Raw genomic sequence first — 14,299 nt, 5'->3', positions numbered from 1 at the left:
CYGMTSYAATCAACATAAGAAATGAAGCCTTGCGGATATTGGAGTTAGGAACTAGCTCTACTGCCTTTGGGAGGGGACGTAAGACATCTGGTAAAACTTCGGTTTTGCTAGATGCTGTCCCCGTTGAACAAGGAAGCCGCTTATCTATCGCGTAGCGATGATGAGCGGTAGTTCACCAACCCAATAGTCCTTAAGCTGAGGGTCTAGGTCCAATCCTCCCGCTTGTTACTGCCAACTTTATAGATTCCCCCTTTGGCATGGATGGCGCGGGTGCGCTCAAAAAGCTCAGTCTCTGTCAAGCCCCACCGTTCCAGAATGTTGGCTAGCTGTGTCTTAATGCCCTCGGCTCCAGGAAACCCCTCGTAGCGAATGAGCAGGCGGCCTAACTCCGCCAAATTGTAGTCGCTCATGTCTTCTTGAAGCAGCCGCTCAATCACCAGCCGATCAAGGGCTTCGCGAGGGTGCTGTTGACGTTTGAGATTCACATCAGCCATTGATCTTAAATTAAACCCTGTGCAATTAAGGACTCAGCAATTTGCACCGCATTCAGGGCTGCTCCTTTACGAATTTGATCGCCACACAACCACAACTCTAGGGCATTGGGTTCTGAGAGGTCTTGCCGGAGTCGTCCCACAAAGACGGGGTCTTTACCTGTGGCCTCAAGGGGCATCGGGAAGTAGTTGCGCTCCCAATCCTCAACAAACGCTACCCCCGCCGCCTGCTGCAGGAGATTCCGAGCCTCGGCTAGAGGAAACGGCTCAAAAAATTCGACATTGAGTGCTTCAGAATGGGCGCGCAGAACAGGCACCCGCACACAGGTGGCACTCAAGCGCAGGTCAGGGGTATGGAAAATTTTGCGGGTTTCATTGATCATTTTCATTTCTTCTTGACAATAGCCTTGGTCATTAAGAGGCGAGTTATGGGGAAAGAGATTGAATGCCAAGGGATAGGGAAACGCTGCTGTGCGGGGAGGGTTTCCTTTGAGTATGTCAAGGGCTTGGTCTTTGAGTTCTTGCATGGCTTTGGCACCGGCACCACTGGCAGATTGGTACGTTGCGGCAATAATTCGCCGAATGGGTCGGACTTGGTGCAGCGGCCATAGCGCTACTGTCATCAGAATGGTGGTGCAGTTGGGGTTGGCAATAATCCCCTGATGATCTTTTAAGTCTTGGGGATTCACTTCTGGAACCACTAGGGGCACATTGGCCTCCATGCGGTAGGCACTAGAGTTATCGATGGCGATCGCCCCGGCCTGAACAGCAATGGGTAACCACTGCCGCGAGACGCTAGCTCCGGCAGAGGCTAAAATCAAATCTAGCCCTTGCAGCGTTTCAGCACTCACGGCTTGCACTGGGAGGGGGGTACCAGCAAAGGTCAGGGTTTGCCCCGCCGAGCGCGGTGAAGCCAGCAGGCGTAAGTCTGCGATGGGGAGCGATCGCTGCGCTAAAATGCCAAGGATTTCGGTGCCAACGGCACCCGTTGCCCCTAAAACCCCTACTCGCAATCCTTGAGCCAAGATCCTAAACTCCGAGAAAACAAAACTATTCTAACTTTTGCGGGGGGGACGCTCTCAACCGATGTCAATCCTTAAGTGGAAGATACCGTTTGCCATCCGCCGTAGCGATCGCCATAGTGCTGTAGGATGTGCTCTAGCTGACGCACTAAGGTAGGGGGTAGGCTCTCAGGAACCCCTAGGGCAACCCCAGCAACTTGGCTGAGGGAGTAGTCAAACTGGGGACTTGTTTGGGGCAGTAAGCGCACCTCCACGCCCTCTAGCAGCCCTAGGTGTGCTGCCATTTCCCGATAGACCGCCAAGGGCATTTGGCTGTTGTAGTACACCTGCTCCTTCATAGCGCTGGTGGTGTGGTTTCGGTGGAGGTCGGCAAGGCACAGCAGTTCACATTATCCAAGCAAACCTTGCCCCACGCCAGTGCCCAGCGGACTAAGGCCACACGATTTTCTGACTTTGTTTTGGTCAGGATATTACTGATGTGGTTATCGACTGTCCGCTTACTGATGTCTAACTTTTGAGCAATATCATGATTGGTCAAGCCAGCAGCCACTAGCTCTAGTACTTGTAGTTCTCGCTCTGAGAGCAGTGAATACTCAAACCCATCACTCTGCGGTATAGACATCCCTAAATCCGTATAATTACTCAGACCCTTGTTCTGATTGTAGGGGAAAATTTTTGCTTGTGGCCAAGCAGCGCACAAACAACCTCMCCTGCCACAGTAGAATACAAATCGCCCTTAAACCCTCTGAGACCGTTACCCGTCTTGACCGAGGTGCCCATGCCATCGCCCACCATGACCCTCTCGATCTCCTGTCCCGATCAACGAGGACTAGTGGCTAAGCTGGCGCAGTTTGTCTATCGCTACAACGGCAACATCATCCATGCCGATCACCATACCGACGCAGTGGCCGGTATCTTTTTGTCGCGCTTGGAGTGGGAACTGGATGGGTTTGGCATTCCCCGCGAGCAAATTGGTGCCACGTTTATTAACTATGCCCAGCGAGAAAAACTCTTTGCCAGTTGGCAGGGGGTACGCTGGCAACTCCGCGCCTCAGATGTGCCCTACCGCTTGGCGATCTGGGTGAGCCGGCAGGAGCATTGTCTTTGGGACTTGATCCTGCGACAGCGGGCGGGAGATTTACCCGCAGAGATTCCGCTGATTCTCAGTAACCACGAACAGATGCGTCCCATTGCGGAGCAATTTGGCATTGACTTTCATTACATTCCGGTCACACCAGACACTAAGCCTATGGCAGAGGCCAAGCAACTACAGCTTCTGAACGATTACAAAATTGACTTAGTCATTCTGGCAAAGTATATGCAAGTCCTAAGTCCACAGTTTTTAGAGCAGTTTTCACAGGTGATTAACATTCACCACTCATTTTTACCTGCCTTTGCGGGCGCAAACCCCTACCATCGTGCCCATGAGCGGGGGGTGAAAATTATTGGGGCAACAGCCCACTATGCCACGGCTGACCTAGATGAAGGCCCAATCATCGAGCAAGCTGTGGTTCCTGTGAGTCACCGCGATACAGTGGCCGACCTGATTCGCAAGGGCAAAGATCTAGAGCGCATTGTGCTGGCGCGAGCCGTGCGCCTTCACCTACAAAACCGCATTCTGGTCTATGGAAACCGCACTGCCGTGTTTAGCTAGGTGTACCATAGATACCAGCATGGCAGAGATGTTTACCCTCCACCCCGTTAATCCACAACAGCGCACCATTGAGCAAATTGTGGCAGCGCTGCGGCAGGGGGCGATTATGCTGTATCCCACGGATACGGTCTATGCCATTGGCTGCGACATGAATAATAAAGGAGCCGTACAGCGGGTACGCCAACTCAAGCAACTCTCGAACGATAAGCCAGTGACGTTTTTATGCTCGTCGCTGTCTAATATTGCCCATTACGCCTACGTGAGTGATGCGGCATATCGGCTGATGCGCCGCTTGGTTCCGGGGCCTTATACGTTTTTACTGCCAGCCACTAAGCTGGTACCCCGTTTAGTCCAAAATCCTAAGCGGAAAACCACAGGAATTCGTGTGCCGAATCATGCGGTCAGCCAAGCGCTGCTCACGGGACTTGGCAACCCGATTATTTCAACCTCAGCACGGTTGCCCGATGACCAAACCTACTATATCAATACCGCTGAGCTATTTGATACGTTTGATAAGCGTGTGGATCTCATCCTCGATACGGGCGAGCCACCCGGACAACAAATGTCTAGCATTCTTGACTTCACGGTGGAGCCACCGGCCTTAGTCCGTAAAGGGCAGGGGTGGGAGAACTTACCCCCAGAGTTGTTGGCGATAGACTAAAGGCATGAGTAAACCAGCAATTGTCGGCAAGGTGTATTTGGTGGGGGCAGGCCCAGGGGATGTTGGCCTTTTAACCGTGCGGGCAAAAAACCTCTTAGAGTGCGCCGATGTGGTTCTCTACGATGCCCTCATTAGTCCAGAGATCCTTGGGATTATCAACCCCCATGCGTTACAAGTTCATGTGGGGAAGCGGCGCGGTAACCATACCCTGTCTCAAGAGCAAATTAGCGAGCGCCTGATTGCGTTGGCGCAGCAGCACGCGGTGATCGTACGCCTTAAGGGGGGAGATCCCTTTATTTTTGGCCGTGGTGGGGAGGAGTGTCTGGCCTTGGTGCAAGCAGGGATTCCGGTGGAGGTAGTGCCCGGAGTGACCAGTGGCATTGCGGCAACAGCCTATGCGCAGATTCCGCTGACACATCGTGACTTTAGTTCGTCTGTAGTCTTTGTAACAGGCCATGAGGCAGCAGGTCGCTATCAGCCGCGAGTGAATTGGGCCGCGTTGGCAACCGCGGTGGATACGATTGTGATCTATATGGGGTTGCACCATTTAGGGGACATTGTGCCTGCACTGTTAGCGGGGGGGCGATCGCCCCAAACCCCCTTGGCCTTTATTGAAGCAGGTACAACACCGCAGCAGCGCGTCGTTGTTACTACTCTCGCGGACGCGATCGCCACCTGTGAGCAGGAGCACATCCAAACCCCCGCCCTCATTGTTCTTGGCACCGTCATCAACCTGCGACAATACTGGCACTGTCCTCCCTCGTTCTAAGGTCTTTGCGTGCCAATGGCTCCTGAACCGGATCACCCCCCTGCCCATGACTCAGCCATCGCTGACCTAGCAGAGCTAACAATGCGGGTGGAAGCCATCCTGTATCTGAAAGCTCAGCCTCTCACGCTTCACCAATTGGCAGATCTAGCAGGTCACGAGGCAACGGCTGTGGAGCTGGCTCTGATTGAGCTATTCAATGACTATGCTCACCGCCAAACAGCCTTAGAAATTGTCGAAGTAGAGGGGAAGTATAGCCTGCAATTGAAGCCTCGCTATCAAGACCTCGTGCAGTCTTTAGTGCCTGTTGAGTTGGGGATTGCGGTGCAGCGTACCTTGGCGATGGTTGCCTTGCGCGGCCCCATTCGCCAAACAGAACTGATTGAACTGCGTGGCTCCAGTGCCTATCAACACATTCATGAGCTAGTGGAGCTCGGTTTTGTGCAACGGCGGCGGGAAAGCCATGGCCGCTCCTATACGCTACAGGTAACAGAACGCTTTTATCAGTATTTTGAGGTGGATCAATTACCTGCTGTTATTGGGGCAGAGACGGCGGCTGATTGATATACTCGCTGAGCAGTTGCGAGGGTAAATCATCATTGGTGGCTAGTTGCAGGTTAAGCAGTGAAACAGCTAGCTTGTCTTGTTCTAGCTTACTGCGACCCAAGGCTTTGAGAACACGCTTTAACTGGGCGGCAACTTCAGCACCGTACATGGTTAAGTTATCATCCGGCAGTGCGGGCAACCAATCAATGGCACCGTACTGGGTTGCCCATTGCCGCTGCATGGGGGAGATGTGATTATCGTAGCGGTCAATAATAAAACTGCGCAGCTTGGGATAGGTGGCCTTGACCCATTCTAAGAGCTTGCTAATATCCGGCATTTCTAGCTGGGAATCTAACATCAATATGTCAGGATTCCGATGCATGACACTAATAAAATCGCTAATAATGCGGCGGCTGTTAATTTGCCCGGATTCAACAATGACTTCCAAGCCTTGACTGCGTAATAGCTCTTGCCAAATCTGGACTTGGATGCCCGGGGGTTGAATGAGCAGGACAAGGGGTTGGAGCGCAGTAGGGGTCTCTGGCGGCATGGTTGAAACGGCTTCGTCAGTGCGAAACTCAAGGGTCGTTTTGCCAATGATGAAGCGATCGCCGGTTTTTAGGAGGGTCGGCACTTGAATGGTTTGACCATTAAGAACACAGCCATTGCGACTACCTAGGTCAATGAGGTAATAATCTTCGGTGTCTAAACGCTGCACCATGGCATGACGTCGGGACGACCAGCGATCCGCTAGGACGATAGTGCAGTCTTTGCCCCGACCAATGACCCACGAGTTTCCTTGGGTGAGGGGAACAATGTAGGTGCTGGCTTCTGTGGAGATGACTAGTTGCGGATACTGTGCAGGCAATGTTATCCCCTTTCCAAACGTAGGCAATGGTGAAATGTTAATGTTAGGGAGTAATTAGTGAATGTCATAATCTGGGCAGTGAATTGCCGCTTCTGTTGCTGCCCAGTCAGGATGGAGAGAACACTTGAGGCGATAGTCTCCAGAAAAAAACCGACACTGTGGACAGGGAATTTTGTGCATTCGCTGGGCGATCGCCAAGCCCTCCTGAAAAAACCGCCAGAGATTCCATGCCAAGAGTGCTAGTAGCAGCCATGCCCCACAAAAGCAAAGGGGAACCAAAATTGGCTGTAATGCCCAGAGTAATGATGATAGCCAAAGTACCATGGGATTTACTGAGTGATGCGTGTAACTCCTAAACTCTATAATTTTTTTCTAATTCGATTTTATCATCTATCATAAAGTTCGCTGAAAATCGTTGCAAAAGTGTAACAGCCACCGGTTCTAACCCCTACCGCTGACTAGTCATGACTCAACCGTCGGCCTATGCCCACACCCCTAATGCATCTGGAGACTGGCATGGTCTTGCACATCACTTACAAAAAGTGGCGGCGCGATCGCGCACCTTGGCAGAGAAGTTAGCCACCCCCCAGATGGGGTATTATGCGGGTCTCTGGCACGACCTCGGTAAATACAACCCAGACTTTCAAGCCTATCTGCAAGGGTGCGCCAAACATCAACGGGCAAACAAGTCAGTGCCCCATGCTAAGTATGGTGCACTACTGGCATACACAAAAAACTCCTCCCCCCTTGCAGTTATCATTTATGGCCACCACAGCGGTTTGCCATGCGTTAATGAGCTGAAAAATCGGTTAGCGGAAGTGGATCGGTCAACCTATGCCCAAATTGAGGCAGCGGCTAAGGCTGATGAAATTGACTTGGCGCTACCAGAGACGGTGCAGCAAGAACTAGCTGCCATTGCTAAGCATCCATTGGACTGTGAACTCTGGCTGCGTTTGCTCTTCTCCTGCCTTGTTGATGCAGATTATCTGGATACGGAATCCCATTTTGATCCAACTTCGGCGAGTCAACGGGGGCAGTTCCCTTCCCTACAACAGTTGTGGTCGGCCTTTGAGGCCAATCACACTGAACTAATAACTGGCAGTCCGCCAACAAGAGTCAATGTGGTTCGCAAGGCTGTCTATGACCATTGCTTAGCCGCGGCCAGCCAACCTCAGGGCGTTTTCCGTTTGGCAGTTCCTACGGGCGGCGGCAAAACTCGCAGCAGCTTGGCTTTTGCTCTACAACACGCCCTCAAGCACCAGCTAGATCGGGTGATTGTTGCGGTGCCCTACACCAGCATTATTGAGCAAACGGTGGCTGTTTATCGCGAGATTCTGGGTGCAGAGGCGGTGCTGGAACATCACAGTGCTGTGGCTACAGACTTGAACAATGAAGAGGATGCGCGATCGCCCCAAGCCTGTGCCCGCTTAGCCACCCAAAACTGGGATGCCCCCGTAATCGTCACAACAACGGTGCAACTGTTTGAAAGCCTATTTGCCTGTCGTCCCAGTCGCTGCCGCAAGCTCCACAACATCCTCAATAGCGTGTTGATTCTCGATGAGGTGCAAACGCTCCCCCTCAAGCGGCTGGAGCCAATTCTTAGTCTCCTGAAAACCCTAGTGACCCACTACAGAGTCACTGTGGTGTTGTGTACCGCCACGCAACCCGCGTTAGAGGGAACCACACCCTATTTGCGCGGTTTTGAGCAGGTGCGGGATATTGTACCCCCTGACGAAGCGAAGCAACACGCCTGCGTACTGAAGCGAGTGACCTATGAACAGCCTGACACGCCATGGTCTTGGCAGGATTTGATTACCGACCTCAAGCAACAACATCAAGCCCTAGTCGTCCTGAATACTCGTAAAGATGCATTGTCAGTACTGGAGGCACTAGGGGAGGAGGGGTGCGATCGCCAGTTTCATCTTTCAACGTTGCTGTACGGTGCCCATCGTCAAGCCGTGCTGCAACAGGTGCGCGATCGCCTCCGCGACGATCACCCCTGCTGGCTGATCTCCACCCAAGTGGTAGAAGCAGGCGTAGATTTAGACTTCCCAGTGGTTTACCGGGCGATGGGGCCGTTGGATCGCATTGTGCAAGCCGCAGGTCGCTGTAACCGTGAAGGGCAGCGTGCCTCCCTCGGTCGAGTCGTTATTTTTGACCCCCAAGCGGGCAGCACCCCCCAAGGAGAGTATCGGACAGCCCTAAACACCAGTCGCAATTTACTCGAGTATTCAGCCATTGATTTGACGGATCCTGAGGTCTTTAGGGGCTATTTTCAGCGGCTTTACCAAGACATCGACCTTGATGTTGACCAAATTCAGGAGTATCGTCAGGACTTCAACTTTCCAGAGGTTGCTGCGCGCTTTCGCCTCATTGAGGATGCAACCTACCCCGTGGTGATTGCAGCCAATCATGAGGTGCGACAGATTATCCAGCGCATTCAACAGCGCGGCTTAAGAGCTAAAGATTTACGCAAACTGCAACCCTACATCGTTAACCTGTGCAAGGTTGACTTTGAGACGAATGAACACCTGTGGCAAGACCTTGCCCCCGGTCTTTGGGTGTGGCACGGCGAGTATGACCCCCTTAAAGGGATTGCCATCGGTAACACGCCTATTACTCAAGATCCTAGTGATCTCATTTTCTAGCCCGGTAAAAGCCTAACAGGTTTACATTTTCTGTTAGAGCCTATCAATAAATGTGTCGATATATACCTGCGGCGGGGCGAAGCCCGCCGACGTGGGGAGTCCATGTAGGTACAGCGCGGGACGTATCGCTCCCCGAACCCCTCAGTAGTTAAACTAGACCTTAAGCATCACCGGCTGTTTCACTGGTGATGAGGATTGAAACATGCTTGTGATTTTTCTGGGTAAAAAAGGGGGCATTACCCCCCTTAAATAAAACTTCATGCTAGTCATGTTTCTATTTCTAACCTTGTGCTAGCCTAGCTATAGGTTGAGTGTTGCCTATGAACCCATTACTGAGTGTCAGAGTTTGGGGTGACTACGCTTGCTTTACCAACCCTGCTTTTAAGGTAGAGCGGGTAAGCTACCCCGTGATGACCCCTAGTGCTGCGCGGGGGGTTTTGGAAGCTATTTTCTGGAAGCCAGAATTTACGTGGCGGGTCACAGAAATCTATGTCCTTAACCCCATTCGCCACTTTTCAATCGTGCGCAATGAAGTTACCTCGTTACAAAGCGATCGCTCTGCCCGCCAGCAGACCTACCGCTATTTTGCCGACGAGGATCGGGCGCAACGCCATACCCTTGCGCTGCGGGATGTGGCCTATATCATCAAGGCAACGATACATCTGCGCCCTCACGCAACTGCCGATATGGCCAAATATTGTGATCAGTTTCGCCGCCGCGTTAAAAAGGGGCAGTGCCACCACCAACCCTATCTAGGTACTCGAGAATTTAGTGCTTTTTTTAGTGAACCGCTGCCGACGGATCAGCCCATTGCCCACAGTGATGACTTGGGTTGGATGCTTTTGGATGTGGTCTATGAAGCAGATACTAAAGCCAACACCCTCAGCTATTGGTGCCATGATGCCAACGGTGCCCATGTGACGCGAGGCAAGGCCAAACCGCAATTTTTCCCTGCTCACCTGACTGAGGGCGTGCTGAGGGTACCTCAATGACCATCTTAACAGTCTTAAAAAACTATGCCGAGGAACGCTTGGATTTGCCGCCCTCCATGTACGGCGAAAATACGATTGCTTGGGTTATTGAGCTAGATAGTGCGGGTCGCTTTCAGGGGATTACGCCCCTCAAGAGTAAAGATGCAAAACGAGGGCACAAATTTACCACTCCCCACGTAGGGCGCACCAGCGGCGTCAAACCAAAGTTACTGGCAGATACAGCAGAATATGTCTTGGGCATCGCTCGCGCACACTCTACAGCGGAACAAGCTACCGAGCGTCATCGCCAGTTTGTGGCGCTGGTTGAAGCGTGTGCGGTACAAACTCAAGAACCCTCTGTACAGGCAATTTTGGCCTTTTATCAATCAGGGGCTGAGATTGATCGGGCTAAGGCAGCCCTCTTAGCCGAAAAAGATTTTGAGGCTGAGGATGGGGTCATGTTTCGGGTGGCAGGTCACATCCAGCCTGCGGATGCGCGATCAAGGCTCACGTCTATTGAGCAGTTTTGGCAACGTCACTCAGCCGCTACAGGAGATACTGATGCGAAAGCGGCAGCAGATAGCCCCATCATGACCTGTTTAGTCACTGGTAAAGAAACGCAGGTGGCTAAGCGTATGCCGTTTATGATTAAGGGGTTGATCGGTGGCCAAAGCTCTGGTGTGGCGATGGTGTCAGCTAATGCCGAAGCGTTTACCTCCTATGGGTTGAAAAATTCCTTAACGTCGCCTATTTCTGTGGATGCTGCTGAAAAGTTTGCCAAGGCGCTGAACCACTTACTTGCGGATGAGAAGTCCCGGTTACATTTATCAGAGACAACCTACGTGTTTTGGACGCGGGAAAAGACAACGTTTAATGTGATGACGTTATTGACGCAGCCTAATGTACAGGAGGTGGCAACCTTACTCAACTCAGTTAAGACAGGGAAACAAGCCAGCAGTTTTGATCAATGCCGTGCTAATGAGTTTTATGCCCTTGCCCTACGTGCCAACAAGAGCCGGGTTGTGGTGTGTGACTGGCTGGAAACAACGATTCCCCACGTGCAGGAGCAACTAACAGCGTGGTTTGAGTTTCAGCGGTTAGTGTCTCCTGAGGGGGGGAAGCCCCGTTTCTTTAGTGTGTATGCGCTGGCAGCCAGTTTATACCGCGATCGCGAGGCTGCTCGTAAGGAGATGTCTGGGCGAGTGGTTACAGCGTTGATGCGGTTGGCGCTCTATGGCGATCGCCTGCCGGAAGAGTTACTGGCAAAACTGGTGCGCCGCAATTGTGCGGAACAGACTATCACCGATGCCCGGGCTGTGTTACTGAAGCTGATCTTTTTGAGCAATACGCGGAGAAAACCCTTAATGACAAATATGCATCAACTAAACCCTGATCCCTGCCTTGAGGGTACCGACTTGGCTGCTTACACCTGTGGCCGTTTGCTGGCTCTGCTAGAGCTTGTCCAGCAGCGAGCGCTCGGTTCGGTGAATACGACTCTTGTGGATCGCTACTATGGGGCGGCCTCCAATACCCCAGCAGTGGCGTTTCCCCCGTTGTTGCGGGGTGCGCGCTCACATCTGGCGAAGTTGCGTAAGGAGAAAGGGGGCTTGGCGAGGCGCTTGGAAGAAGCCCTAGAAGAGGTCGTCAGTCAGCTGATGACGTTTCCCAAGACGTTAAACCTACAACAGCAGGGGTTATTTAGCTTGGGATACTACCACCAGCGGGCGGAACATCGCCGCCAAGCGCAGGCGGCAAAAGCGTCTCAAGATGATTCAGAGGCTTCGCTGCCAATGGCAGACCCGGCTGACGGGGCAATCGAGGGTTGAAGTAGGTAAACGCAATCAACAGCAACTTGAATAAAGGAGAATCCACGAATGACATCTCATGGGTCTGATGTTCCTGTGTATTGTGATCCGCAAAAGCGGCATGATTTCGTCCTGCTCTTTGATGTGACGGATGGCAACCCCAATGGGGATCCTGATGGTGGTAATTTACCCCGTACGGATGCGGAAACGGCGCAAGGGTTAGTGACCGATGTGGCGCTGAAGCGAAAAATCCGTAATTACGTGGCTACCTATGCTGAGTATGAGGCGACTGAGGCGGAAGCCCAACGGCTGAAAATTTTTGTTGAACATCGCGGCGTGCTGAATGACCACATTCGCCGTGCCTATGTGGCTGAAAATATCCCGGTGGGAACGTCCGCTAAGGCACCTGTGAAGGAGGCAACGGTCTTAGCAGGACTGCGGGAGCTTCAGTCTTATTTGCCCTCAGCGTTTACGTTGACCGATAGTGATGAGGAAGAGCCAACCCTAGAATACAGCGGCGAACTCTCGGAGCAGGAGCTAAAAGAGTTTTATGAGACGGAGACGGTTGCCGAACTCTTCAAGCAAAATAAAGAGTTGGCGAAGTTGATCAAAGATTTAGTCAAGAAGGCAGGTAAACCAGCAAAAAATTATGATAATGCTAAGAAGGCACAGGCATGGATGTGTGCCAATTTTTATGATGTGCGGATGTTTGGGGCGGTGATGTCCACAGGGCTGAATGCTGGCCAGGTGCGCGGGCCGATGCAGCTTACTTTTGGCCGCTCTCTGGATCCAATTTTGCCAACGGATTTGTCAATTACACGGGTGGCGGTCACTGATAAGAAGGATCGTGAGAAGTTGCAAACTATGGGACGTAAGGCTATTATTCCCTACGGTCTCTATCGCAGCTATGGGTTCTTTTCGCCCTATCTAGCCGATCAGACGGGGGTGAATGCTAGTGATCTTAAGCTTTTTTGGGATGCTCTGTTGGGGATGTGGGATCACGATCGCTCGGCTAGTCGCGGCATGATGGCGCTGCGCGGGTTGTATGTTTTTACCCATGACAACAAGTTAGGGCGTGCCCCAGCGCATCAACTGTTTGAACGCATTCAGGTGGAACTGCGGGATAAAGGGCTGCCGCCGCGAAAGTTTGAGGATTACAATGTGGTCGTTGATGATAGTTCTTTACCTGAGGGAATAACGTTAACTAGTCTTGCCTAGCAGCAGGCTTGGCCAGCGGGGTGCTCTCAGGATGGAAACGCTATGGATGATGATGAATACGTTTTGCTGAGCGCACTCCAGCATTTTGCATTTTGTGCCCGTCAATGTGCTCTCATCCACACAGAGCAGGTGTGGGCAGAGAATATCTATACGTTACGGGGGGCAAGGGTACATGCAAACGTCCATACTCCGGGAGAGGAGTGGTTAGATGGTGAACGGCGGGTTGAACGCTCAGTGCCTCTGTACTCTCATCAACTGCGGATTCGAGGGGTGGCGGATGTCATTGAGTTTTCGGAGCGCGGGGTGCCTTACCCAATTGAGTATAAGGCTGGCGGTAATACGTCGCGTTTGGCAGATGCGGTGCAGCTATGTGCCCAAGCATTGTGTCTAGAAGAAATGCTGGGCTGCTCCCTAGATGCAGGGGCAATTTTTTATGCCCGCTCACGGCGGCGACGGGAGGTGCGCTTTGTCTCAAGTTTGCGAGAACGCACAGTACAAATTATTGAGGAAACACGGGCGTTACTGGCCAGCCAAGCATTACCACTTCCTGTGGCAGATAAGCGGTGTCGGGACTGCTCTTTAATTGAAACCTGTATGCCCGATGCGGTGACTCATTTTGCGGCCAGAGCTGCAAAGAATCCGGCTTTTACCTTAACAGAACTATGAAGCCGATTCTGAACACGCTTTTTGTGCAAACCCAAGGAACGTATCTGCGCCTTGATCACGAAACGCTGAAGTTAGAGGTGGAGAAGGAGGTGAAGTTTCAGGTGCCCCTGCACCACTTGGGCGGTATTGTTCTTTTTGGCAATGTGTTGGTTAGTCCTTACCTCATTCATAAATGTGCTGAAGATGGTCGGGGGATAGTATGGTTAACGGAGCATGGCCGCTTTAAGGGACGATTGGTTGGCTCAACGACGGGCAATGTACTACTACGGCAGGCGTTGTATGAAGCTACGTCGTCGCAACTCAAGTCACTGGCTGTTGCTCAACATTTGGTAGCAGCTAAGCTTCAGAATGCCCGCAATGTTCTGCTGAGAGCAGCACGGGAAACAACGAATATGGCTGAGCGGCAATCTCTACAAGCGGCAGCCAAAAGCCACGCTGATAGTTTGACTAACGTGTCTCAAGCGGAAAGCATTGATTCCTTGCGGGGGATCGAGGGTATAGCGGCAAAGGCGTATTTTAGTGTTTTTGGGTTGATGGTGCGCCAGCAGCGGGGGCTGTTCACATTTACTGGTCGCTCGAAGCATCCTCCCCGTGATCCACTGAATGCGTTACTTTCACTGGCTTATACGTTACTGACAAATGATTATGTTGGAGCTTGTGTTGCGATCGTCCTTCGGGGCGATCGAGGATTGAAACCGCCGCGCGGTTGACATATCTCGGTAGATGTGCATCCGCGTTGCGATCGTCCTTCGGGGCGATCGAGGATTGAAACCTATTACCCCTGCATGACAAGCTAATGGCGGTACTGTGTTGCGATCGTCCTTCGGGGCGATCGAGGATTGAAACCGGAAAGTATTCAGGCTCAATCGGTCGAAATCATGACGTTGCGATCGTCCTTCGGGGCGATCGAGGATTGAAACCTTGCTTTAAGSYATGACAAGCTAATGGCGGTACTGTGTTGCGRTCGTCCTTCGGGGSGGTCG

At 52.2% G+C, this 14,299-nt stretch carries 16 protein-coding genes; 10 read left to right on the top strand and 6 right to left on the bottom strand.

Annotation, left to right across the window (positions count from 1 at the left end; genetic code table 11):
- Positions 1–203: 203 nt before the first annotated feature.
- From L5220_RS13280 to pedR, 4 genes are all read right to left on the bottom strand, one after another.
- Positions 204–494 (bottom strand): DUF3288 family protein, encoded by a 291-nt coding sequence (locus L5220_RS13280; RefSeq protein WP_099799668.1) that lies wholly within the window; start codon positions 492–494, stop codon positions 204–206.
- A gap of 5 nt (positions 495–499) precedes the next feature.
- Positions 500–1,516, bottom strand: a complete 1,017-nt coding sequence (locus L5220_RS13275) for an aspartate-semialdehyde dehydrogenase (protein WP_198406054.1) — start codon at positions 1,514–1,516, stop codon at positions 500–502.
- 71 nt (positions 1,517–1,587) lie between these two features.
- Positions 1,588–1,851, bottom strand: coding sequence for a hypothetical protein (locus L5220_RS13270; RefSeq protein ID WP_099799670.1), 264 nt, complete (start codon positions 1,849–1,851; stop codon positions 1,588–1,590).
- On the bottom strand, positions 1,848–2,135 hold the full coding sequence (gene pedR / locus L5220_RS13265; RefSeq protein WP_099799671.1) for a photosynthetic electron transport-dependent transcriptional regulator PedR: 288 nt from the start codon (positions 2,133–2,135) through the stop codon (positions 1,848–1,850). The genes L5220_RS13270 and pedR overlap by 4 nt, the downstream gene beginning before the upstream one ends.
- A gap of 156 nt (positions 2,136–2,291) precedes the next feature.
- Between pedR and purU the strand changes: the two genes are divergently transcribed.
- Genes purU through scpB form a run of 4 tightly spaced genes read left to right on the top strand, consistent with a single transcriptional unit; the run spans position 2,292 to position 5,158 of the window.
- The gene (gene purU / locus L5220_RS13260; protein ID WP_499574102.1) at positions 2,292–3,167 is read left to right on the top strand and encodes a formyltetrahydrofolate deformylase; all 876 of its coding nucleotides are present in this window, start codon (positions 2,292–2,294) and stop codon (positions 3,165–3,167) included.
- 19 nt (positions 3,168–3,186) lie between these two features.
- Entirely contained in the window at positions 3,187–3,828 is a 642-nt protein-coding gene (locus L5220_RS13255) for an L-threonylcarbamoyladenylate synthase (protein ID WP_448526775.1), read from the top strand.
- Between the two features lie 4 nt (positions 3,829–3,832).
- Entirely contained in the window at positions 3,833–4,597 is a 765-nt protein-coding gene (gene cobA / locus L5220_RS13250; RefSeq protein WP_499574101.1) for a uroporphyrinogen-III C-methyltransferase, read from the top strand.
- Positions 4,598–4,612: 15 nt separating this feature from the next.
- Positions 4,613–5,158, top strand: a complete 546-nt coding sequence (scpB, locus tag L5220_RS13245) for an SMC-Scp complex subunit ScpB (protein WP_099799674.1) — start codon at positions 4,613–4,615, stop codon at positions 5,156–5,158.
- On the opposite strand, the gene L5220_RS13240 is transcribed toward scpB, so the two are convergent.
- Together L5220_RS13240 and L5220_RS13235 are read right to left on the bottom strand one after the other, a co-directional pair.
- The gene (locus L5220_RS13240) at positions 5,130–6,008 is read right to left on the bottom strand and encodes an FHA domain-containing protein (RefSeq protein ID WP_499574099.1); all 879 of its coding nucleotides are present in this window, start codon (positions 6,006–6,008) and stop codon (positions 5,130–5,132) included. The two genes, scpB and L5220_RS13240, sit on opposite strands and share 29 nt — an antisense overlap.
- A gap of 54 nt (positions 6,009–6,062) precedes the next feature.
- Positions 6,063–6,332 carry a hypothetical protein gene (locus L5220_RS13235; protein WP_499574098.1) on the bottom strand — a complete coding sequence of 90 codons (270 nt, stop codon included), beginning with the start codon at positions 6,330–6,332 and terminating at the stop codon, positions 6,063–6,065.
- Between the two features lie 140 nt (positions 6,333–6,472).
- Between L5220_RS13235 and cas3 the strand changes: the two genes are divergently transcribed.
- The 6 genes from cas3 (at position 6,473) to cas1 (ending at position 14,026) form a co-directional block, all read left to right on the top strand.
- Positions 6,473–8,656, top strand: a complete 2,184-nt coding sequence (gene cas3 / locus L5220_RS13230; protein ID WP_499574096.1) for a CRISPR-associated helicase Cas3' — start codon at positions 6,473–6,475, stop codon at positions 8,654–8,656.
- A gap of 320 nt (positions 8,657–8,976) precedes the next feature.
- Positions 8,977–9,648, top strand: a complete 672-nt coding sequence (gene cas5c / locus L5220_RS13225) for a type I-C CRISPR-associated protein Cas5c (RefSeq protein WP_499574095.1) — start codon at positions 8,977–8,979, stop codon at positions 9,646–9,648.
- Entirely contained in the window at positions 9,645–11,453 is a 1,809-nt protein-coding gene (gene cas8c / locus L5220_RS13220) for a type I-C CRISPR-associated protein Cas8c/Csd1 (protein WP_499574093.1), read from the top strand. Before cas5c ends, cas8c begins: the two co-directional genes overlap by 4 nt.
- 48 nt (positions 11,454–11,501) lie before the next feature.
- Entirely contained in the window at positions 11,502–12,650 is a 1,149-nt protein-coding gene (gene cas7c, locus L5220_RS13215) for a type I-C CRISPR-associated protein Cas7/Csd2 (RefSeq protein ID WP_499574091.1), read from the top strand.
- 42 nt (positions 12,651–12,692) lie between these two features.
- Positions 12,693–13,316 (top strand): CRISPR-associated protein Cas4, encoded by a 624-nt coding sequence (cas4, locus tag L5220_RS13210; protein WP_499574090.1) that lies wholly within the window; start codon positions 12,693–12,695, stop codon positions 13,314–13,316.
- Positions 13,313–14,026 carry a CRISPR-associated endonuclease Cas1 gene (gene cas1 / locus L5220_RS13205; protein WP_499574088.1) on the top strand — a complete coding sequence of 238 codons (714 nt, stop codon included), beginning with the start codon at positions 13,313–13,315 and terminating at the stop codon, positions 14,024–14,026. The genes cas4 and cas1 overlap by 4 nt, the downstream gene beginning before the upstream one ends.
- Positions 14,027–14,299: the final 273 nt, after the last annotated feature.

The sequence above is a fragment of the Synechococcus sp. PCC 6716 genome (assembly GCF_022570815.1).
GTDB lineage: Bacteria > Cyanobacteriota > Cyanobacteriia > Thermosynechococcales > Thermosynechococcaceae > Thermosynechococcus > Thermosynechococcus lividus.
This window is presented reverse-complemented; position numbering and strand designations above follow the sequence as displayed.